The organism is Flavobacterium fryxellicola (genome assembly GCF_900143245.1).
Classification (GTDB): domain Bacteria; phylum Bacteroidota; class Bacteroidia; order Flavobacteriales; family Flavobacteriaceae; genus Flavobacterium; species Flavobacterium fryxellicola.
On the sequence record NZ_FRDK01000001.1, the window covers coordinates 53,616 to 70,742 of the forward strand.

13 protein-coding genes and 1 riboswitch are annotated in these 17,127 nt (G+C 34.7%); of the genes, 3 read left to right on the top strand and 10 right to left on the bottom strand.

Going from position 1 to position 17,127, the window contains the following annotated elements:
* Nucleotides 1-42 precede the first annotated feature (42 nt).
* The 8 genes from BUA03_RS00240 to BUA03_RS00280 form a co-directional block, all read right to left on the bottom strand.
* Nucleotides 43-744: a phosphoadenylyl-sulfate reductase gene (locus BUA03_RS00240; protein ID WP_066082961.1), complete on the bottom strand. Its 702-nt coding sequence runs from the start codon at nucleotides 742-744 to the stop codon at nucleotides 43-45.
* Nucleotides 744-1,646, bottom strand: a complete 903-nt coding sequence (locus BUA03_RS00245; protein ID WP_066082962.1) for a sulfite exporter TauE/SafE family protein — start codon at nucleotides 1,644-1,646, stop codon at nucleotides 744-746. The genes BUA03_RS00240 and BUA03_RS00245 overlap by 1 nt, the downstream gene beginning before the upstream one ends.
* A 117-nt stretch (nucleotides 1,647-1,763) precedes the next feature.
* Nucleotides 1,764-2,174 (bottom strand): RrF2 family transcriptional regulator, encoded by a 411-nt coding sequence (locus BUA03_RS00250; protein WP_066082964.1) that lies wholly within the window; start codon nucleotides 2,172-2,174, stop codon nucleotides 1,764-1,766.
* A gap of 95 nt (nucleotides 2,175-2,269) precedes the next feature.
* A complete protein-coding gene (locus tag BUA03_RS00255; RefSeq protein ID WP_066082966.1) occupies nucleotides 2,270-3,442 on the bottom strand; it encodes a trans-sulfuration enzyme family protein in 1,173 nt (390 codons plus the stop codon).
* Between the two features lie 101 nt (nucleotides 3,443-3,543).
* A complete protein-coding gene (locus BUA03_RS00260) occupies nucleotides 3,544-3,978 on the bottom strand; it encodes an OsmC family protein (protein WP_066082968.1) in 435 nt (144 codons plus the stop codon).
* Between the two features lie 124 nt (nucleotides 3,979-4,102).
* Nucleotides 4,103-6,517, bottom strand: coding sequence for a bifunctional aspartate kinase/homoserine dehydrogenase I (thrA, locus tag BUA03_RS00265; protein ID WP_066082970.1), 2,415 nt, complete (start codon nucleotides 6,515-6,517; stop codon nucleotides 4,103-4,105).
* Nucleotides 6,518-6,536: 19 nt separating this feature from the next.
* Nucleotides 6,537-7,499 carry an alpha/beta fold hydrolase gene (locus BUA03_RS00270; protein WP_245792537.1) on the bottom strand — a complete coding sequence of 321 codons (963 nt, stop codon included), beginning with the start codon at nucleotides 7,497-7,499 and terminating at the stop codon, nucleotides 6,537-6,539.
* Nucleotides 7,500-7,577: 78 nt separating this feature from the next.
* Nucleotides 7,578-7,685: riboswitch (SAM riboswitch) on the bottom strand.
* Between the two features lie 956 nt (nucleotides 7,686-8,641).
* Complete coding sequence (locus BUA03_RS00280) at nucleotides 8,642-9,934, bottom strand: O-acetylhomoserine aminocarboxypropyltransferase/cysteine synthase family protein (RefSeq protein ID WP_066082974.1); 1,293 nt, start codon at nucleotides 9,932-9,934, stop codon at nucleotides 8,642-8,644.
* Nucleotides 9,935-10,471: 537 nt separating this feature from the next.
* Here BUA03_RS00280 and metK point away from each other — a divergent pair.
* Nucleotides 10,472-11,722 (top strand): methionine adenosyltransferase, encoded by a 1,251-nt coding sequence (gene metK / locus BUA03_RS00285; RefSeq protein WP_066082977.1) that lies wholly within the window; start codon nucleotides 10,472-10,474, stop codon nucleotides 11,720-11,722.
* Nucleotides 11,723-11,784: 62 nt separating this feature from the next.
* Here the strand turns inward: metK and BUA03_RS00290 are convergent, their stop codons facing one another.
* Together BUA03_RS00290 and BUA03_RS00295 are read right to left on the bottom strand one after the other, a co-directional pair.
* Nucleotides 11,785-14,535, bottom strand: coding sequence for a carboxypeptidase-like regulatory domain-containing protein (locus tag BUA03_RS00290; RefSeq protein ID WP_066082978.1), 2,751 nt, complete (start codon nucleotides 14,533-14,535; stop codon nucleotides 11,785-11,787).
* Nucleotides 14,536-14,568: 33 nt separating this feature from the next.
* Nucleotides 14,569-15,480 (bottom strand): GLPGLI family protein, encoded by a 912-nt coding sequence (locus BUA03_RS00295; RefSeq protein ID WP_066082979.1) that lies wholly within the window; start codon nucleotides 15,478-15,480, stop codon nucleotides 14,569-14,571.
* Between the two features lie 114 nt (nucleotides 15,481-15,594).
* On the opposite strand from BUA03_RS00295, the gene BUA03_RS00300 reads away from it, so the two are divergent.
* Together BUA03_RS00300 and BUA03_RS00305 are read left to right on the top strand one after the other, a co-directional pair.
* Nucleotides 15,595-16,386: a hypothetical protein gene (locus BUA03_RS00300; RefSeq protein WP_066082981.1), complete on the top strand. Its 792-nt coding sequence runs from the start codon at nucleotides 15,595-15,597 to the stop codon at nucleotides 16,384-16,386.
* A complete protein-coding gene (locus BUA03_RS00305; protein WP_066082982.1) occupies nucleotides 16,386-17,000 on the top strand; it encodes a deoxynucleoside kinase in 615 nt (204 codons plus the stop codon). The genes BUA03_RS00300 and BUA03_RS00305 overlap by 1 nt, the downstream gene beginning before the upstream one ends.
* Nucleotides 17,001-17,127 lie beyond the last annotated feature (127 nt).

Sequence of the window (17,127 nt, forward strand, 5' to 3'; positions counted from 1 at the left end):
TTGAAAAATTTAAAGATTCCAACAACCATTTATAATTTATAATTACTTCTGATGCAATCCGCATTCCTTATGACTGGATTCCCACCACCATCTGCCCGCTCTAATATCTTCGTCGTCAGCAATTGCTCTGGTACAAGGCGCGCAACCGATACTAACAAATCTTTTTTTATGCAATGCGTTTTGCGGTACATTGTTCGTTTCTAAATAATCTTCTACTTCTTTCAATGTCCATTTTAACAAAGGGTTGAATTTGATTATTTCAAAATGAGCATCGTATTCAAAAAGAGCTAAATCGTTTCTGTTTTGAGATTGTTCTGCTCGTAATCCTGTAATCCAAATTGAATTTCCATTCAAAGCTTTAGTCAATGGTGCTACTTTTCGAATGAAACAGCATTCTTTTCTATTCTCCACGGATTCGTAAAAACTGTTTGGACCTTTTTGATTTACTAATTCTTCTACTGCGGTTGCTTCTGGAAAATAGGTTTTAATGTCTATTTTATACTTTTTCAATGTCTGATGAAAAACAGCATAGGTTTCTTCAAACAACCTTCCTGTATCTAATGTAAAAATGCTAATTGGCAAATTTTGCTCCGCAATTATAGCCGTAATCACCTGATCTTCCTGCCCAAAAGAAGTAGAAAAAACTACTTTATCTTTATACTCATTCGCTAAAAAAGCAAGTGTTTCTTTCAAAGAAAAAGTTGCAGTTGTATTTAGCAGAGCCTTTATACTTGCTATACTCATTATAATAATTTAGATAATGTTCGTAAACTCAAAACAATAATTAAAATTCCAACCAAAATCATCATGGGTTGTCTTTTGATTTTGTTGACTAACAAAGCCGCTATTGGCGCCGCTATCACGCCTCCTAATATCAATCCTATTATCACTTGCCATCCTTCAATTCCCCCAAAAATCATGAAAGTGATTCCGCTAGCGAATGAAACGGCAAATTCAGCGGCATTCACAGATCCGATAGTGTATCTCGGATTTCTGCCTCGTCCTAATAAGGTTGAAGTCACAATTGGACCCCAACCGCCTCCGCCCACAGCATCCATAAATCCCCCAAAAGAGGCCAAAATACCCAAACGTTTGGTTTTCTTTTTTATAATATTTTTTTGCATTGCTTTTCTAATAATGATACAAGCCAATCCAATCATGTAAACAGCAATAAATGGCTTAATCACATCCCCATCAATCACATCTGACAATAAATAGGCTCCAGTGATTGACCCTAAAACACCTGGTATCAGCAAGTGTCTTACTAATTTTTTATTGATATTTCCAAATTTATGATGCGAAATAGCCGATACTCCCGTAGTAAACATTTCGGCAACATGAACTCCCGTGCTGCTTACCACAGGCGGAACGCCGTACGCTAATAAAAAAGAAGTGGAAGTCGCTCCATAACCCATTCCTAATGTCCCGTCAACTAATTGTGCAAAAACACCAATACAGAAAAAGATTAAAAATTCTGTATCGAATCCAGCAATAAATCCATTCCAAGAAAATTCAGCATGATGATTATAAACCAATGTAGCAATTAATCCAACTAATAAAACTACCGGAATCACAACCCACAGACGCTCTTTAAAGGGTGTTTCGATTTTTAAGGCACCATTATTCTCTTTCACTTCTTTGCTCATGCTTCTTAAATTCAACTGTTTTTTATTATTCAAATCTATTACCCCATCGGAATAGTAGATTATATTGCAAAAGTAAAGATTTAAACTTAACTACAAAATTTATTTTGTGATATTTATCTAAAAAGCAATGTCCGCCAGCGTATTGTTTTCCAATATTAAGAGTGTATTATCACGCACTTCTGTCATGAGCTTACGCACCGCGCACGTCGCCTCATCGGAGCAGTCGGCACAAGGCTCATAAAAATTGTGGCTGGCACATGGAAGTAGTGCGATTGGTCCTTCAAGAATACGATAGACGTGTGCCATATTAATATCCTTTGGCTCTTTTATCAAGTAATAGCCTCCACCTTTTCCTTTTTTGGCACCCAAAAATCCAGAATGACGCAAAAGCAATAAAATACTTTCTAAAAACTTAACCGATATATTTTCACTTTTCGCAATATCAGCAATTGCAACAGGAGTTTGATCTTCTTGGCGTGCCAAAAAAGTCAACGCTTTTATTCCGTATTTTGTTTTTTTGGAGAGCATTTAAATAGATTTATGATTTTTGAATGAAAATTAACGATTTTTCAATTCTTAGAACCAAATCTACAATCTATAATCGTTAATCCCAAACCTAAAATCTACGAAAGCGCCTGATCTAAATCGGTAATAACATCTTTCACGGTTTCCAATCCTACTGAAACACGGACTAAACCGTCTGTAATACTTACCGCTAAACGTTCATCCACTGATAATTTACTGTGCGTGGTTGAGGCTGGATGCGTGACAATAGTTCTGGTATCTCCAATATTTGCAGAAAGGGAACAGAGTTTTATTTTATCCAAAAATGCTCTTCCTGCTTGTAGTCCACCTTTGATTTCAAAAGCAATAATATTACCGCCTAGTAGCATTTGCTTTTTGGCTACTTCATATTTTGGATGAGATTTCAAGAATGGATATTTTACGCTGTTCACATTCGGATTTTTTTCTAAAAATTCGGCTACTATCAATGCATTTTCGCAATGCTTCTCAACACGAACTGCCAACGTCTCTAAACTTTTGGATAAAACCCAAGCATTAAAAGGAGATAAAGCAGGTCCAGTATTTCTTGCAAACAAATAGATTTGGCGAATTAAATCTTCATTTCCAACGGTTACTCCACCCAAAACGCGTCCTTGTCCATCAATTAATTTAGTGGCAGAATGGATCACCAAATCGGCTCCCCATTTGATAGGTTGCTGGATATAAGGCGTTGCAAAACAATTGTCAATAATCAAGATTAAATTGTGCTTTTTAGCAATAGTTCCTAACAACTCCAAATCGATAATGTCAACCGCTGGATTCGTAGGGGATTCTGCGTAAAGAATTTTTGTATTTGGTTTAATAAAACGTTCAATCGTTTCTGGCTTGTTAATATCAAAATACGAAGTTTGAATATTCCATTTTGAAAAATACGTCATAAATAACGCATGTGTAGAACCAAAAACACTGCTTGCAGAAACGATGTGATCGCCAGCATTTAGCAAAGCTGCAAAAGTAGAATACACGGCTGCCATTCCGGTTGCAAAAGCATATCCCGCTTTGGCGCCTTCCATTTTGCAAATTTTCTCTACAAACTCGGTTGTATTGGGATTGCTAAAACGACTGTAAATATTTCGTTCTTTCTCTTCGGTAAATGAAGCGCGCATGTCTTCGGCATCTTCAAAAACAAAACTGGAGGACAAATACAATGGAACAGAATGCTCCTGAAATTGTGTTCTTTCTAATTGGGTGCGGATGGCTTGGGTTTCAAAACCAAATTCTTGTTCGTTCATTCTGCTAATTTTTAGTAGTGTTTCTTAGAGATTCATTAAGAAAACTCAGAGATTCACAAAATAATAGGATCTTTTTTATTTAAATGCTAAACCGAATTATATTAAATTTTCGCTAATTCAACATGATTCAAAACTACCTTGTAATGTATTGTTGCAGTTGGTTCTAATGTTTTAGAAACCGAGCAATACTTTTCAAAAGAAAGTTGGGCTGCTTTTGCCGCTTTGTCTTCTTTAATCTCGCCTTCTAAGTAAAATACCACGTGAATATCTTTAAAAGGTTTTGCTTCTCCGACTTGTACACGCTCACCCTCAACCTCAGCTTTGAAAGAAGTGATTTCCTGACGTTGTTTTTTCAAAATTGAAATCATATCAATAGCGCTGCACCCCGCAACACCCATCAATACTAATTCCATTGGACTTGCGCCCATATCGTTTCCACCAAATTCTGGTCGGCTATCTACGTTAACTAGATGTCCTCTTTCGTTTTTTAATTCGAAATGGAAGTTGTCGTTTACTCTGTTTAGTGTTATTTTCATTACTTTATCTTTTATGGAACACGGATGAAACTGATATTCAAACGCGGATTTTACTATTATATATCTTAAATCAATAATCTGCAATCATAAATTATTTATTCACCCTTCGGGGGTAAGGGGGCTTTTACCCTTTATCAGACAATCTCAAAATATCTCCAAAAACGCCTCTTGCTGTTACTGCGGATCCTGCGCCTGCGCCTTGAATTACAATTGGTCGGTCTCCGTACGATTCTGTGTAAATTTCGAAGAAAGAATCAGAACCTTTCAATCCGCCTAACGCCGTATCTGATGGCACAGAAACTAATTTCACTTCTAGATTTCCTTTGTCGTTTTGTAAATCACCTGACAATTCACCAATGTATCGCAAGACGTGATTTGGTTTTTGATCTGCTTTTATTTTGGCATAAATGGAATCAAATTCCGTCAATTTATTTAGAAAATCCGAAACTTCTCCTTCACGTAAATGTTCAGGTATCAAATTTTGAATGTCAATTTCTTCAAATTCATTTTGCAAGTCTAATTCCCGGGCTAGAATCAATAATTTCCGACCCACATCATTCCCACACAAATCTTCTCTTGGGTCTGGTTCGGTGTAACCGTTGTCGATTGCTTCTTTCAATATTTCACTAAATGGGGCATCCTTAGCAGAGAAATTATTAAATAAATAACTCAAAGTTCCGGAGAAAACGCCTTTAATTTTTGTAATGTTTTCACCTGAAAGGTGCAACAATTTGATGGTGTCAATCAACGGTAAACCTGCTCCAACATTCGTTTCATAAAGATAACTTTTTTGATTGTCAGTAAGGACTTTTCGCAATTTTTTATAAAAATTATAACTCAACGTATTGGCTACTTTATTGGATGAAATCAAATCAAAACTACTTTCTATCAAAGTACTATAATTTTCAACAAATTCAGTACTTGCCGTATTGTCGATTGCAATCAAATTCTCCAGATGATGCTCATTTGCGTAAGCAATCACATCCTTTATTGTATAGGAAAAACCGTTATTTTGAATTTCATTTTTCCAATTTGGCGTAACACCATTTTTGTTTAAAAGCACGTTACTTGAATTGGCAATAGCAAAAACATTCAACTTAATGCCTTTTCGTTTTTCGATAGCTGCTGCCGATTCTAATATTTGATTGATCAACGTACCTCCTACTAACCCATGACCAAAAATAGCAATATTGATTTTCTTTGAAACTCCAAAAATTTCTCCATGAATCACGTTTAAGGCTTTGTTCAGTTGTGATTTTTTAACAACCAAACTCACGTTTTTACCCGTAACCGTATTATTGAAAAGTATAGGGACTATTTTATTTTTTATCAAGGCAGTGTAGGGTTTGTGAAACGTGCTCAAATCCTGGCCAATAATAGAAATAACCGAAACATCATCCGTCACCGTGATTTTATTCACATCCTTAGAATAGAAATCGTTTTCAAATTCTTTTTCTAATTCAATCATGGCTGTGGTTGCTTTGTCAGCGGCAACTACTAAACCAATTCCGCGCTCTGAAGAACCTTGCGAAATGATACTAACGCTAATATCATTGTCGCCCATCACTCTAAAAATACGGGCATCAACACCGGTTTTACCCAGTAAACCTCTGCCTTCCAAGTTTACTAATGCCACGTTTTCTAAAACCGAAAGTGTTTTAATTCCTTCTTTATTATTGTTGGAAGTGATTAATGTTCCCTTGTTCTCATGGTTGAACGTATTTAAAATGCGAAGCGGGATGTTTTTTTCTAGAAGTGGAATAATCGTTTTTGCATGCAGAATGGTTGCACCAAAAGTGGCAATTTCATTCGCTTCATTAAAAGACAAATGATCGATTTTCTTGGCATCAAGAACTAAATCAGGGTTGGCCGTGTAAATGCCGTCAACATGTGTATAATTTTGCAATTCATCTGCATTTAGATAATTTGCAATTAAGGAAGCGGTATAATTACTTCCATTTCTTCCAAGAGTAGTCGCATCATTATTGGTATTTGACCCAATAAACCCCGTAATGATATTGACCGTCGTACCGTTATTTTGTTTGAAATACCCAATCACATTTTTCTTTGAAAGTTGTTCTAAAGGTTGTGCATTTCCAAATTTTGAATCGGTCTTTATTAATTCTCTACTATCTGCAAAGCGAGCATTTATTCCTTTTTTAACTAAAATAGCTGTTAGCAATTTAGCCGAAAGCAATTCTCCTTTTGATACTACTTGGTCTTTTATTTTGTTACTGTAGTCGCCAGTTAGACTAACGCCTTCAAATAATTTTTCTAAAATATTGAATTCTTCAGACAAATCGACATCCTCATATTCCGCTTGTTGGTATTTTTTGAAGTCTTCAAAAAGCGACTTGTAATTTATATTTTTTGAGGCTGTACTTAAAATCTCTTCGAGTTCATCTGTGGCGTTTCCTCTTGCTGAAACCACAATTGCTATTTCTTCTCCTTGATCTACTTTACCGGTAATAATAGCAACGACTTTATTTAATCCGTCTCCATTCGACAAAGATTTACCCCCAAATTTTAATATTTTCATTTTGTTGTATTTTTTTGGCTTAGAATATATCCTTCAGCAAATTGTCTAATTGTTTGTATTCTATCAAAAAAGCATCGTGTCCATGAATAGAGACAATTTCTTGGTAAGTGACTTTATTTTTGAGTTTTTTTAATTGCTCGTAAGTGGCTTCATTTTCACTTGCTGTAAAAAACAAGTCTGAATTTATTCCTATAATATGAATATCGGCTTCGATTTTTGCCGCTAAAGCGTCAAATGAGTTACTGTTTCTAGTAATATCTATTGTCTTCAACAACTGATTCATCATTTTGTAAGACGAAAGCTGAAAGCGTTTCTGCAATTTTTTCCCATGATGTAGCAACCAGCTTTCTACATTAAAAATAGCCAATTCCTGATGCGTACTTCTCTGGAATTTAGCAGCAAATGATTCGGGAGTTCGGTAACACAGCATCGCGTGAATTCGAGCATCTTCGATAGGTCGTGAAGAGTTGTGTAAAATTTGCTCTTGTAAAAAGCAATTAGCAATCAACCAATCCGTTGCTTTCCAATCTGTTGCAATGGCAATTAAATGTTGAGTGATTTTTGGTTCCAAGGCTGTCATTTCCCAAGCAATTCCGCCACCAACTGAGCCCCCAATAATAGCGTACAGCTGTTTGATTTTAAGAAATTGAATACCTTCAATAAAAATTCTGGCAATATCTCTGGCATTAAAATTTAAGTGTTTTTCAATAACACAACCATCGAAACCATTTCCAGGAATGTTAAATGCAAGGACCGTGTAGTCAGCCGTGTTTATTGTTTTGTTTTCTCCAATTAAATCATTCCACCAACCATTCTCCCCAATTACTTGAGAATTTCCTGTTAAAGCATGATTGACCAAAACTAGCGGAGCGGTATGCAAAGCTCGTCCAAAAACTTGAAAACTTAAGTTTAGGGAAGCATAAAAAGCGCCACTTTCGGTGGTGAAATTTTGTATGGTAATTGATGTTGGTTTATTTTCCAATTTCAAATCTTTTATGATTTTTGATCTGTGTCTGGAAATATTAGAAAGAAAGCTAGGCGATATCTAGACAAATTCTTAGTGTTATCTTCCCACGATGAGCGTGGTAGAATGCAGCACCTTCTTCGATAAATCGAAGGGTTGCTAAGGCTTCATCGGGTCTAATCCCTCTGCCTTTCTTTATAACATTTCAATACGTTTATGAACTTATAAATGCAAATTAAGCACAATTTTTGTTAACAACCAAATTTTTGTTAACAATCGATTTTTTTTTATCTGTTGCAATAAAAACTTTAAAATCAAAAAAATCTGATTGCTATTTTGACGAGGCATCACCAAACAAAACCATTTCCTACCCCGCCAAAACAACAATTTTGAACGTTCTCTTGAATATCTCAAAACCGAAAATAAATTCCGATTTCTTAAATAAAAAGCGCCTCATTCTCTTGTGAATACATTAGAAAAAGCAGTGAGTTGGGCACGGACTTTTGCGCCAGAGGATCGTTCTTTGAAATTTCAAATCTAGGATGAATCAATTCGTTTTTAGAAAGGTTCTCCTTCTTTTTTTTACCCCTTATGTCAATCCTTTTTAATAATTCAAAAGTTTTCGGAAAATACTTAGTTGTACTCATAATTTTAGGTGTTAGGTTATTAAAATCATATATGATCGCTACTTATTTTTAAAATTAAATTCAGAAACAAAAAACCCTTTTAGATCCATATCCAAAAGGGTTTTAAGTTGTGTTATAAACTTATACTTTTGGAATCAACACACATAAAGAAACAGCATAGCTTGGACCATTTTCATCTTATTGACTGTCAATTTATTTGCATGCTGAAATTTCAACTTGTTCATTTATACTTTTATTTCTGTAAAATTTAGTCTCTTAGTATTCAAAAAAAAAGCTTCCCGTTATCTGGGAAGCTTTTGCTATATAATTTGATTTAAAAATTATGCAATAAGCGACCCATAGGAGTTATCCTTTGCGACTTTGAACGTATTACAAATATCAAATCTCATTTTTTTAATTTTAAAAATCAAATATGCAAATTATTTTTTAGATTTCCAAATAAAATGCATTAAAATATTCTGTTTTAGACTGTCTTTATTTCTACTCGGTTTTTTAGTAGATAAAAAGCAACACTTAAGCCAATTGTCCTTTTTTTATACTTTCAAAAACGACTCTTAAATCTGTTTTCAAATCTTCAACATCCTCTAAACCAACAGAGAGTCTGATTAAATCTTTAGAAACTCCTGTTGCAATTTGCTCTTCTGCGGATAATTGCTGATGCGTGGTGCTAGCTGGATGAATAATCAATGATTTAGTATCTCCAATGTTGGCCAAAAGCGAGAACAGCTTGGTTTCATCGGCTACTTTTTTAGCAGCTTCAAATCCTCCATGCAAACCAAAAGTCACTATGCCACTTTGTCCTTTTGGCAAATAACGCTGACCTAAAGCATAATATTTATTGGATATCAATCCTGGATAATTTACCCATGCAACCTCTTCCTGACTTTCTAACCACTGTGCTAAAGCCAAAGCATTTTCACTATGTCTTTGAATTCGGATTGGTAACGTTTCTAATCCTTGAATGATTTGGAATGCATTAAACGGACTCAAAGCAGCGCCATAATCACGCAATCCTTCAATACGAACTTTAGCAATAAATGCGGCATTTCCTAGGGCTTCATGATATACCAATCCATGATATCCGGCAGAGGGTTCTGTGAATTCCGGAAATTTCCCATTGGTCCAATCAAAATTTCCTGCATCAATGACCACTCCTCCAAGCGAAGTTCCGTTTCCAGTAATGTATTTTGTCAGAGAATGAATAACAATATCAGCTCCGTATTGGATGGGATTTAATAAGTATGGAGAAGCAACGGTATTATCTACAATAAATGGCACTTTGGCTGCTTGGGCCTCAACCGAAATAGCTTTCAAATCCAAAACATCCAATTTTGGATTTCCCAAAGATTCCACAAAAATTGCTCTGGTATTTTCTTGAACAGCATTTTTAAAATTAGCTGGATCAGATGGATCAACAAATGTGGTGGTAATGCCTAATCTAGGCAACGTAACTTTTAATAAATTATAGGTGCCGCCATACAAACTATTTGAAGCTACGATGTGATCTCCAGCTTTTAACAGTACTAATAATGTAGTGGAAATGGCTGCAGTTCCAGAGGCCGTTACCACTGCACCAATTCCACCTTCTAGGATGGCTAAGCGCTGTTCCAGAATATCATTTGTAGGATTGTTTAATCTTGTGTAAATAAATCCGGGCTCCGCAAGACCAAAAAGATTAGCGGCATGATCCGAATTATTAAAAACATAAGAGCTTGTTTGATAGATAGGAACAGCTCTGGTTCCTGCGTTTTTTGATACATCGTGACCTGCATGCAATGCGTTTGTTTCAAATTTTTGTGTGCTCATAAGGTTTAGATTTTAATATTATAATGTTGCTATTGTTTTTATAATTGATTTTTTTAAAGCGTTCTTTATACCACAAAAAAACCCCTGCTAGTAGCAGAGGTTCTCGTTATATATTTTAAAATTTTTAAAACTACACAACAGTAAACTCTGCGGACTTTTCCGGCATCATAAAACACATATTGATAGTACTTAAGGTCATTTTTTTCTTTTTAGTGAAACAAATTTGCAAACTATTTTTGAATCTACCAAATAAAAATCAATATAAATTGTATTTCCTATGGATTAACTAGGATAATTTAAAATACAATTCATTCGCTTAAAAAAAACAAAAGATTAATTTGCAATTCAAAATGGTTTCATACCTTTGCACCCGAATACAAGAGGAAAAATTTGAACTGATTGCAACCTCTTCATAATGAAATCAATTCATTGTGAATACTGAACATTTTTCAGTAGAAAAAATGCTAAAGCAGAAACGCTCCTTTAGTCCTTTTCAGCAATTATTTTTCCTCGCTTAATTTTAAAATAATAATTATTATGGCCTATTTATTTACGTCAGAATCTGTAAGCGAAGGACATCCAGACAAAATTGCAGATCAAATTTCAGACGCATTAATTGATAATTTTTTGGCATTTGATGCCGATTCAAAAGTAGCTTGCGAAACTTTAGTAACAACTGGTCAAGTAATTTTGGCGGGTGAAGTAAAATCAAACACCTATTTAGACGTACAACATATCGCTCGTGAAGTAATTAGAAAGATTGGTTACACCAAAAGTGAATACATGTTTGAAGCTAATTCCTGTGGAATCCTGTCGGCTATTCATGAACAGTCCGCTGATATCAATCAAGGTGTGGAGAGATCCAATCCTGAAGAGCAAGGCGCAGGAGATCAAGGAATGATGTTTGGTTACGCAACGAATGAAACCGAAAATTATATGCCATTGGCACTTGATTTATCTCATAAATTACTACAGGAATTAGCAGTTTTAAGACGCGAAAATAACGAAATTAAGTATTTACGTCCAGATGCTAAGTCTCAAGTAACATTAGAATACAGCGATGACAATAAACCTACACGTATTGATGCGATCGTAATTTCTACACAACATGATGATTTTGATGAAGAAGCTACCATGCTGGCTAAAATTAAAAAAGATCTCGTTGAAATATTGATTCCAAGAATCATAGCTAAAAATCCGGCACACGCGCATTTATTTAATGATGCGATTCAATACCACATTAACCCAACTGGGAAATTTGTTATTGGTGGACCACACGGAGATACTGGATTAACGGGAAGAAAAATAATTGTTGATACGTATGGCGGAAAAGGAGCTCACGGTGGTGGCGCTTTTTCTGGAAAAGATCCGAGTAAAGTAGATAGAAGTGCGGCGTATGCTACACGTCATATTGCTAAAAACCTAGTCGCTGCCGGTGTAGCTGATGAAATTTTAGTACAAGTGTCTTATGCGATTGGTGTAGCAAAACCTATGGGTATTTTTATTGATACGTATGGAACTTCAAAAGTAAACTTGACCAATGGAGAAATTGCTAAAAAAGTAGAAGCCATTTTTGACATGCGACCTTACTTTATAGAACAACGTTTAAAATTAAGAAACCCTATCTATAGCGAAACTGCTGCTTACGGGCACATGGGTCGTACTCCGGAAACGGTGACTAAAACATTTACTGCCCCAGGCGGTTTGTCAAAAACAGTGACTGTAGACTTGTTTACATGGGAGAAACTAGATTTTGTTGACCAAGTGAAAACTGCATTTGGATTGTAATTCAATGCAGACTAAAATAAAAAAGGAGATTTTGTTCAATCAAAATCTCCTTTTTGTTTTTATTAGATATTATACTTCAAAATAAAAGTTACAAATCGTGGTAAAATAATAGTTTCATTTGCATTGAAGCCATTCACGCTGAACGTATTATTCAATCTTGACTTTGTATTCAAAAGATTGTTTGCCTGAATTCTGTACTCAAACTTAGAGTCTTTTTTGATATAATTTAAACTCGCAGTCATAATTTCAAAATTATTAGCAATACCACTAGTTTCATTTTTAAAGCGATTAAACGAATAATCCCAATTGATATTCAACCCATTCAAAAAATAATAATTCAATTTTACTGTTGGCGTTTGCGTAGTAAAACTGTTTGCCGCTTGCTCAGAAAAATTAATTCTATACCCTAAATCAATATTTGGATATTTTTTAAATTGTGTGGCTAAAGCTAGATTATAGCCATGGTTCACATTTTCAATACCTTGAATAAATTCCTGCGTATTCCCACTTACTATTCTCCTATTTAAGACAAAATTTTTGTTCCAACTTGCGTTTACACCACCCGTTACTTTGTAATATTTTTGAAAACTTTTGGAGTAAAATAAATTACCATTTAAACTTTCATTTTCTGCATCTAGATTTAAGCGGTCTGAAGTAGAATAAATACTTTGGAACGCTATTCCGTTTACTACCGGATTTTTTGTGGTAGTGTACCCAACACTTCCAAAAATAGTTGTGAAATTATACAAATTGTACTTCGAGTAATTCAATCTATGGCTGGTAACTAACGAGTTTTCTAGCTGTGCATTCCCTCTGGAGATACTATTAAAATTAGTAAAAATATAGCCCTCAATAAGTGAATTCACATCGTTAAATCTGTTTGCTACATTAAAATTGTAGGTTACGTTTTCAGATTTTTTTAAATCCCAGCGGGCAAACATATCGGGTAGAAACCGACTAAAATTCAATTGAAAAGGATTGTTGAATTGTTGGTTATTTGTATTGTATTGATGAACAGAAAACCCAGGATTAAAGGTAAACTTACCTTTTATAAACTTGTAATGCACTCCTAAAAAAACATCATTAAAAGAATACTTAACCTTATTATTGTAGGCTTCTTGTTCAACAGGATTAACCGAATTGTTTTGTAAGATTTGCAAAATACTCGAATCATACGTTTGAAATGCATTTGTATTGCCTACAGTAACATTTAAAATACTTTTATTAGAAATTTGATAAAAGTAATCCACTTTCGCATCTACTTTATTGGTTTTAACAAATCGAGACTGCTCTATATTTAAACTGTTTTCATTGACAAAAACGGCACTTGGATCGTTTGGATTTTGCGAAGTGCTATTTTGATATGGATTAACAGAAAGCTGCGGATTGTAAAATGGATCTTCATCCTCATATTGATGTTGCACCTCAATCACCCAAGTACTTTTTGGGTTTTGCGTATAAAATAAATTCAGACTCTGATTGAACGAAGCTGGCGCTTGCTTTTGGAACGCAACTACGGTATTAGAACTGTTGAAAACTGTTCCATTGGAAGTAGAACTGAAATTACTTTGACTATTGTCTATGTCTTGCTGATCATTTTTTCTAAAAAAAACATCGTAATCCAACTGAAAATTATCATTTGCTTTGTACTTCGAACCCAATTTAGAAATGAAAGCATTGTTTCTAGAGTCGGTTCTATTTTTTCTGTTTTCTAGCGTTGCTATATTTGTTGTGTTAGGCTCAAAAATACCGCGATCGGAGTTCGTTATCGACTGATTAAACGTCGAAGAGTAGGCTGCAAAACCAGTTAAGGTCCATTTTTTAGAAACAGAATGATTTACATTTAGCGTTCCAAATTTATCACTGGCTTTAGCAACATTATCGCCACCAGAAAGCCCGAAGAAATTTCGATTTAAGTTCAACGTAGTGCCGCTTTTACCAATTGTATTCCTGGCACCACCGCTTATCCTAAAAAAATCAGCAGAGGTCAAAGAAACTTCCCCAATATTATTTAAATTGACGATGGAGTTGATGCTTGTTTTAGGTGAATAATAGAATAATTTAGGATTAAAAATATACCCTTTATCATTTGCTAAACCACCACTGACATCGCCAAACCAAAACTTATCTTTTCCTTTTTTAAGTTTGATGTTTAGCGCAATGTCATCATTGTTGTTCTCCAGTCCTTTCATCTGAGAAACCTCATTGAAATTACGCATCACTTGAATTTTATCAACCGCATCTGAGGGTATGTTTTTTGATCCTAATTTTGTATCTCCTTCCATAAATGGTTTTCCATTTACAAATAGTTTAGCCACTTTTTTACCCTCCACTTGAACTTGTCCGTCTGCCATAACCTCAAATCCTGGCAATTTTTTGAATACATCTTCTAATTTTCGCTCTTCACCTGTTTTAAATGAATCCGCATTATATACAATCGTATCCCCTTTTATAGAAACGGGCATCTCTCGCACAATTTCGACACCGTCTAATTCAATTCCGCCAGATTCCATAGTAATATTTTGTACCATGTTTTCAGATTGAGTGGTAATCGTTATTTCTTTATTCTGCATTCCAAGGTAACTCAACTTGATACTATAAGCAGTATTGGGCTTTAAGTTCAGTATATACTTCCCTTTATCCGTAGTAATTGCATACCCATCCATAGCTTTGGTAGCTTGATTGACCGCCATAACATTAGCCATTTCTAAAGGCGATTTACCTATATCTTGAATTACACCTTCTAAACGAATGTTTTGTGCGTAAGAAATGGATGTAACAACAAGTGCAATAAACAGTAAAATATTCTTCATTTTATAACCTTTTAATTTAAAATTGACCCTGAATTAACCTCCAAAACGTATTTGCATTCCTCCATCTTTTCCACCGCGACCTTGGTTCATTTCTCTAAACTCCTCCATCTTTTTTACTACGGCTTCATCATACTCTTTTTGAGAAATCACTTTACCCTTAGTCGAAGCTTTAATTTCTGCTTTTTCTTTAGGATTCAAAACCACTTTAGAACATAAAATAATTGTTTTACCATCATTCACTTCCAAAATCAATCCTGGCAAACCCCAATAGCCTTCAGGACCTTGACTAACAGGAATTTCTGGCGTGTACCACGCTGTAATCGTAACTTCTTTTGGTACTTCAATAGCATCCATAAAATTAGTTTTCTTTTCTGCTGCAGGCTTATCAGACTCTTTCTTGTCTGATTCTTTCTTAGCCTCTTCTTTTTTAGCTCGGAAATTTCTAAAATCAGTTGCACTTGGCGCTTTTACAGCAGTTGCTTTGTAACAGGTATAACCACCAATTACTCTGGTCTCACTCTCCATTTTCCACTTTAAATTGGGCAAGGAATCTTTAATAAGAAACTCTTTCCCCATAAACTCTTTATCAATAGTATACAATTTCTCTTTTACGTTTTTGTAGTAGGTTCCGCCGCCACCGGTCATGGAACTCATCATTCGCATACCTCCACCGGCTTGCGCAGCAGCTTCAAGCTTTTCTTCTTCTTTATATATGGAGGCCGATTTATTAAAATTAAGAATAAAAGTTTTTTCAAACATTTTCTTCATTCTTTCCTCAATCATTTTTTGCATGTCTGGAGTCATGTCCTTGTTGCCTTGCATTCGCGTTTTAAAATCGGAAGTACTCGTTTTCGATTCGTAAACGGCCATTCCCTGAAATTCCTGAGCGTGAAGCCCCATAAATGAAGCGACTGCTAATACTAATGTGAAAATTAATTTGTACATACAATTGGATTTTAGTAAATAAGACTGAAAAATACTATTTTTGTTACAAGCATTCTGTTAAAATAATAATAAGACAATCATAAATGTAGAAGGTTTAATCGTAATTTCGCTTTTATGAAGAAACTAGTACTTTTACTCTTTATCACTTCGTTTTCAGTGGTCTCAAGTCAGAACCAAAAACTGGCTTTCCTTGAAATAGACCGTATCGTTTTAGATGGAGCTGAATTTTTAGGATACGATTCTTTTGGTTTTTATTACACCATTAAGAATAATGTGTTTTCTAAAATTGATACCAAAGTTACTTTAGAATACAAAAATATTTCTTTGGGCAAAATCACCAAAGTAGATTTAAAAAATCCATTAAAAATTGTCTTGTTTTATGAAAATTTCAACACTGTCATCATAGTAGACAATCAATTGAATGAAACCCAAAAAATCAACTTTTCAGAAAACTCAATTCCAATCGTAGCAACGGCCATTGGATTAGCCTCTCAAAATCAGCTTTGGGTTTACAACAGTATGAATCAGCAGCTGGGACTTTATGATTATTTAAGTACTACTTACAAAACCATTTCGGTACCTTTTACAGAAAGCATCAAGAATTATGTTTCTGACTTCAATGTTTTTCATTGGATTGACATTAAAAACGACTGGTACATGAGTGATATTTTTGGAAAAATAATCAGTAAGGGGAAAGTACCTGATTTTGAATCAATAACAATCATTAATGAAAACCAATTTATTTACTGCAATAACTCCATTTTGATTTTACAAGATGTAGAAAAAGAGACCAAAACTCAAATTGAAATTTCAGAAAAAACGTTTAAAAAATTCTACTACAAGGACCAAATTTTATCTATTTTTACAGCAACAGGAATTACAAATTATAAAATCACAATACCATAATGCACATAGCAATAGCAGGAAATATAGGTTCTGGAAAAACAACTTTGACACGTTTATTAGCGAAACATTTTAAGTGGGAACCGCATTATGAAGATGTGGTTGACAATCCCTACTTGGATGATTTTTACCATCAAATGGAGCGCTGGTCCTTTAATTTACAAATTTACTTCTTGAATAGTCGTTTCCGTCAGGTCATGCAAATTCGGGAAAGCGGTAAAAAAATCATTCAAGACAGAACTATTTATGAAGATGCGCATATTTTTGCACCTAACTTGTATGCTATGGGATTGATGACCAATCGTGATTTTCAGAATTATTCATCGCTATTTGAATTAATGGAATCTACGGTGAAAGCACCTGATCTATTGATTTATTTAAGAAGTTCAATTCCAAATCTTGTTGGACAAATACACAAACGTGGTCGCGAATACGAAAACTCCATTTCTATTGATTACTTGAGTCGTTTGAACGAACGTTATGAAGGTTGGATTCAAACGTATGACAAAGGAAAATTAATGATTATAGATGTAGACAATATTAATTTTGTTGACAATCCAGAAGATTTAGGAACTATTTTTAATCGCATTGACGCGGAATTGAATGGGTTGTTTTAATCCGCTCCCCGACCTTCTCCGAAAGAGATGACACCAGAACTGACTATAAAAAATACCTCACTTTTACTTTTTAAAAGTGAGGCATTTTTTGATTAAAATTTTCAGCAAAGTTTACCACTTTGACAAC

Coding starts and splice junctions, on each gene's coding strand:
- BUA03_RS00260 (WP_066082968.1), bottom strand. CDS start 3,978: ATGAAAATAACACTAAACAGAGTAAACGACAACTTCCATTTCGAATTA.
- thrA (WP_066082970.1), bottom strand. CDS start 6,517: ATGAAAATATTAAAATTTGGGGGTAAATCTTTGTCGAATGGAGACGGA.
- BUA03_RS00300 (WP_066082981.1), top strand. CDS start 15,595: ATGAAGAAACTAGTACTTTTACTCTTTATCACTTCGTTTTCAGTGGTC.
- BUA03_RS00295 (WP_066082979.1), bottom strand. CDS start 15,480: ATGTACAAATTAATTTTCACATTAGTATTAGCAGTCGCTTCATTTATG.
- BUA03_RS00305 (WP_066082982.1), top strand. CDS start 16,386: ATGCACATAGCAATAGCAGGAAATATAGGTTCTGGAAAAACAACTTTG.
- BUA03_RS00250 (WP_066082964.1), bottom strand. CDS start 2,174: ATGCTCTCCAAAAAAACAAAATACGGAATAAAAGCGTTGACTTTTTTG.
- metK (WP_066082977.1), top strand. CDS start 10,472: ATGGCCTATTTATTTACGTCAGAATCTGTAAGCGAAGGACATCCAGAC.
- BUA03_RS00245 (WP_066082962.1), bottom strand. CDS start 1,646: ATGAGCAAAGAAGTGAAAGAGAATAATGGTGCCTTAAAAATCGAAACA.
- BUA03_RS00280 (WP_066082974.1), bottom strand. CDS start 9,934: ATGAGCACACAAAAATTTGAAACAAACGCATTGCATGCAGGTCACGAT.
- BUA03_RS00255 (WP_066082966.1), bottom strand. CDS start 3,442: ATGAACGAACAAGAATTTGGTTTTGAAACCCAAGCCATCCGCACCCAA.
- BUA03_RS00290 (WP_066082978.1), bottom strand. CDS start 14,535: ATGAAGAATATTTTACTGTTTATTGCACTTGTTGTTACATCCATTTCT.
- BUA03_RS00240 (WP_066082961.1), bottom strand. CDS start 744: ATGAGTATAGCAAGTATAAAGGCTCTGCTAAATACAACTGCAACTTTT.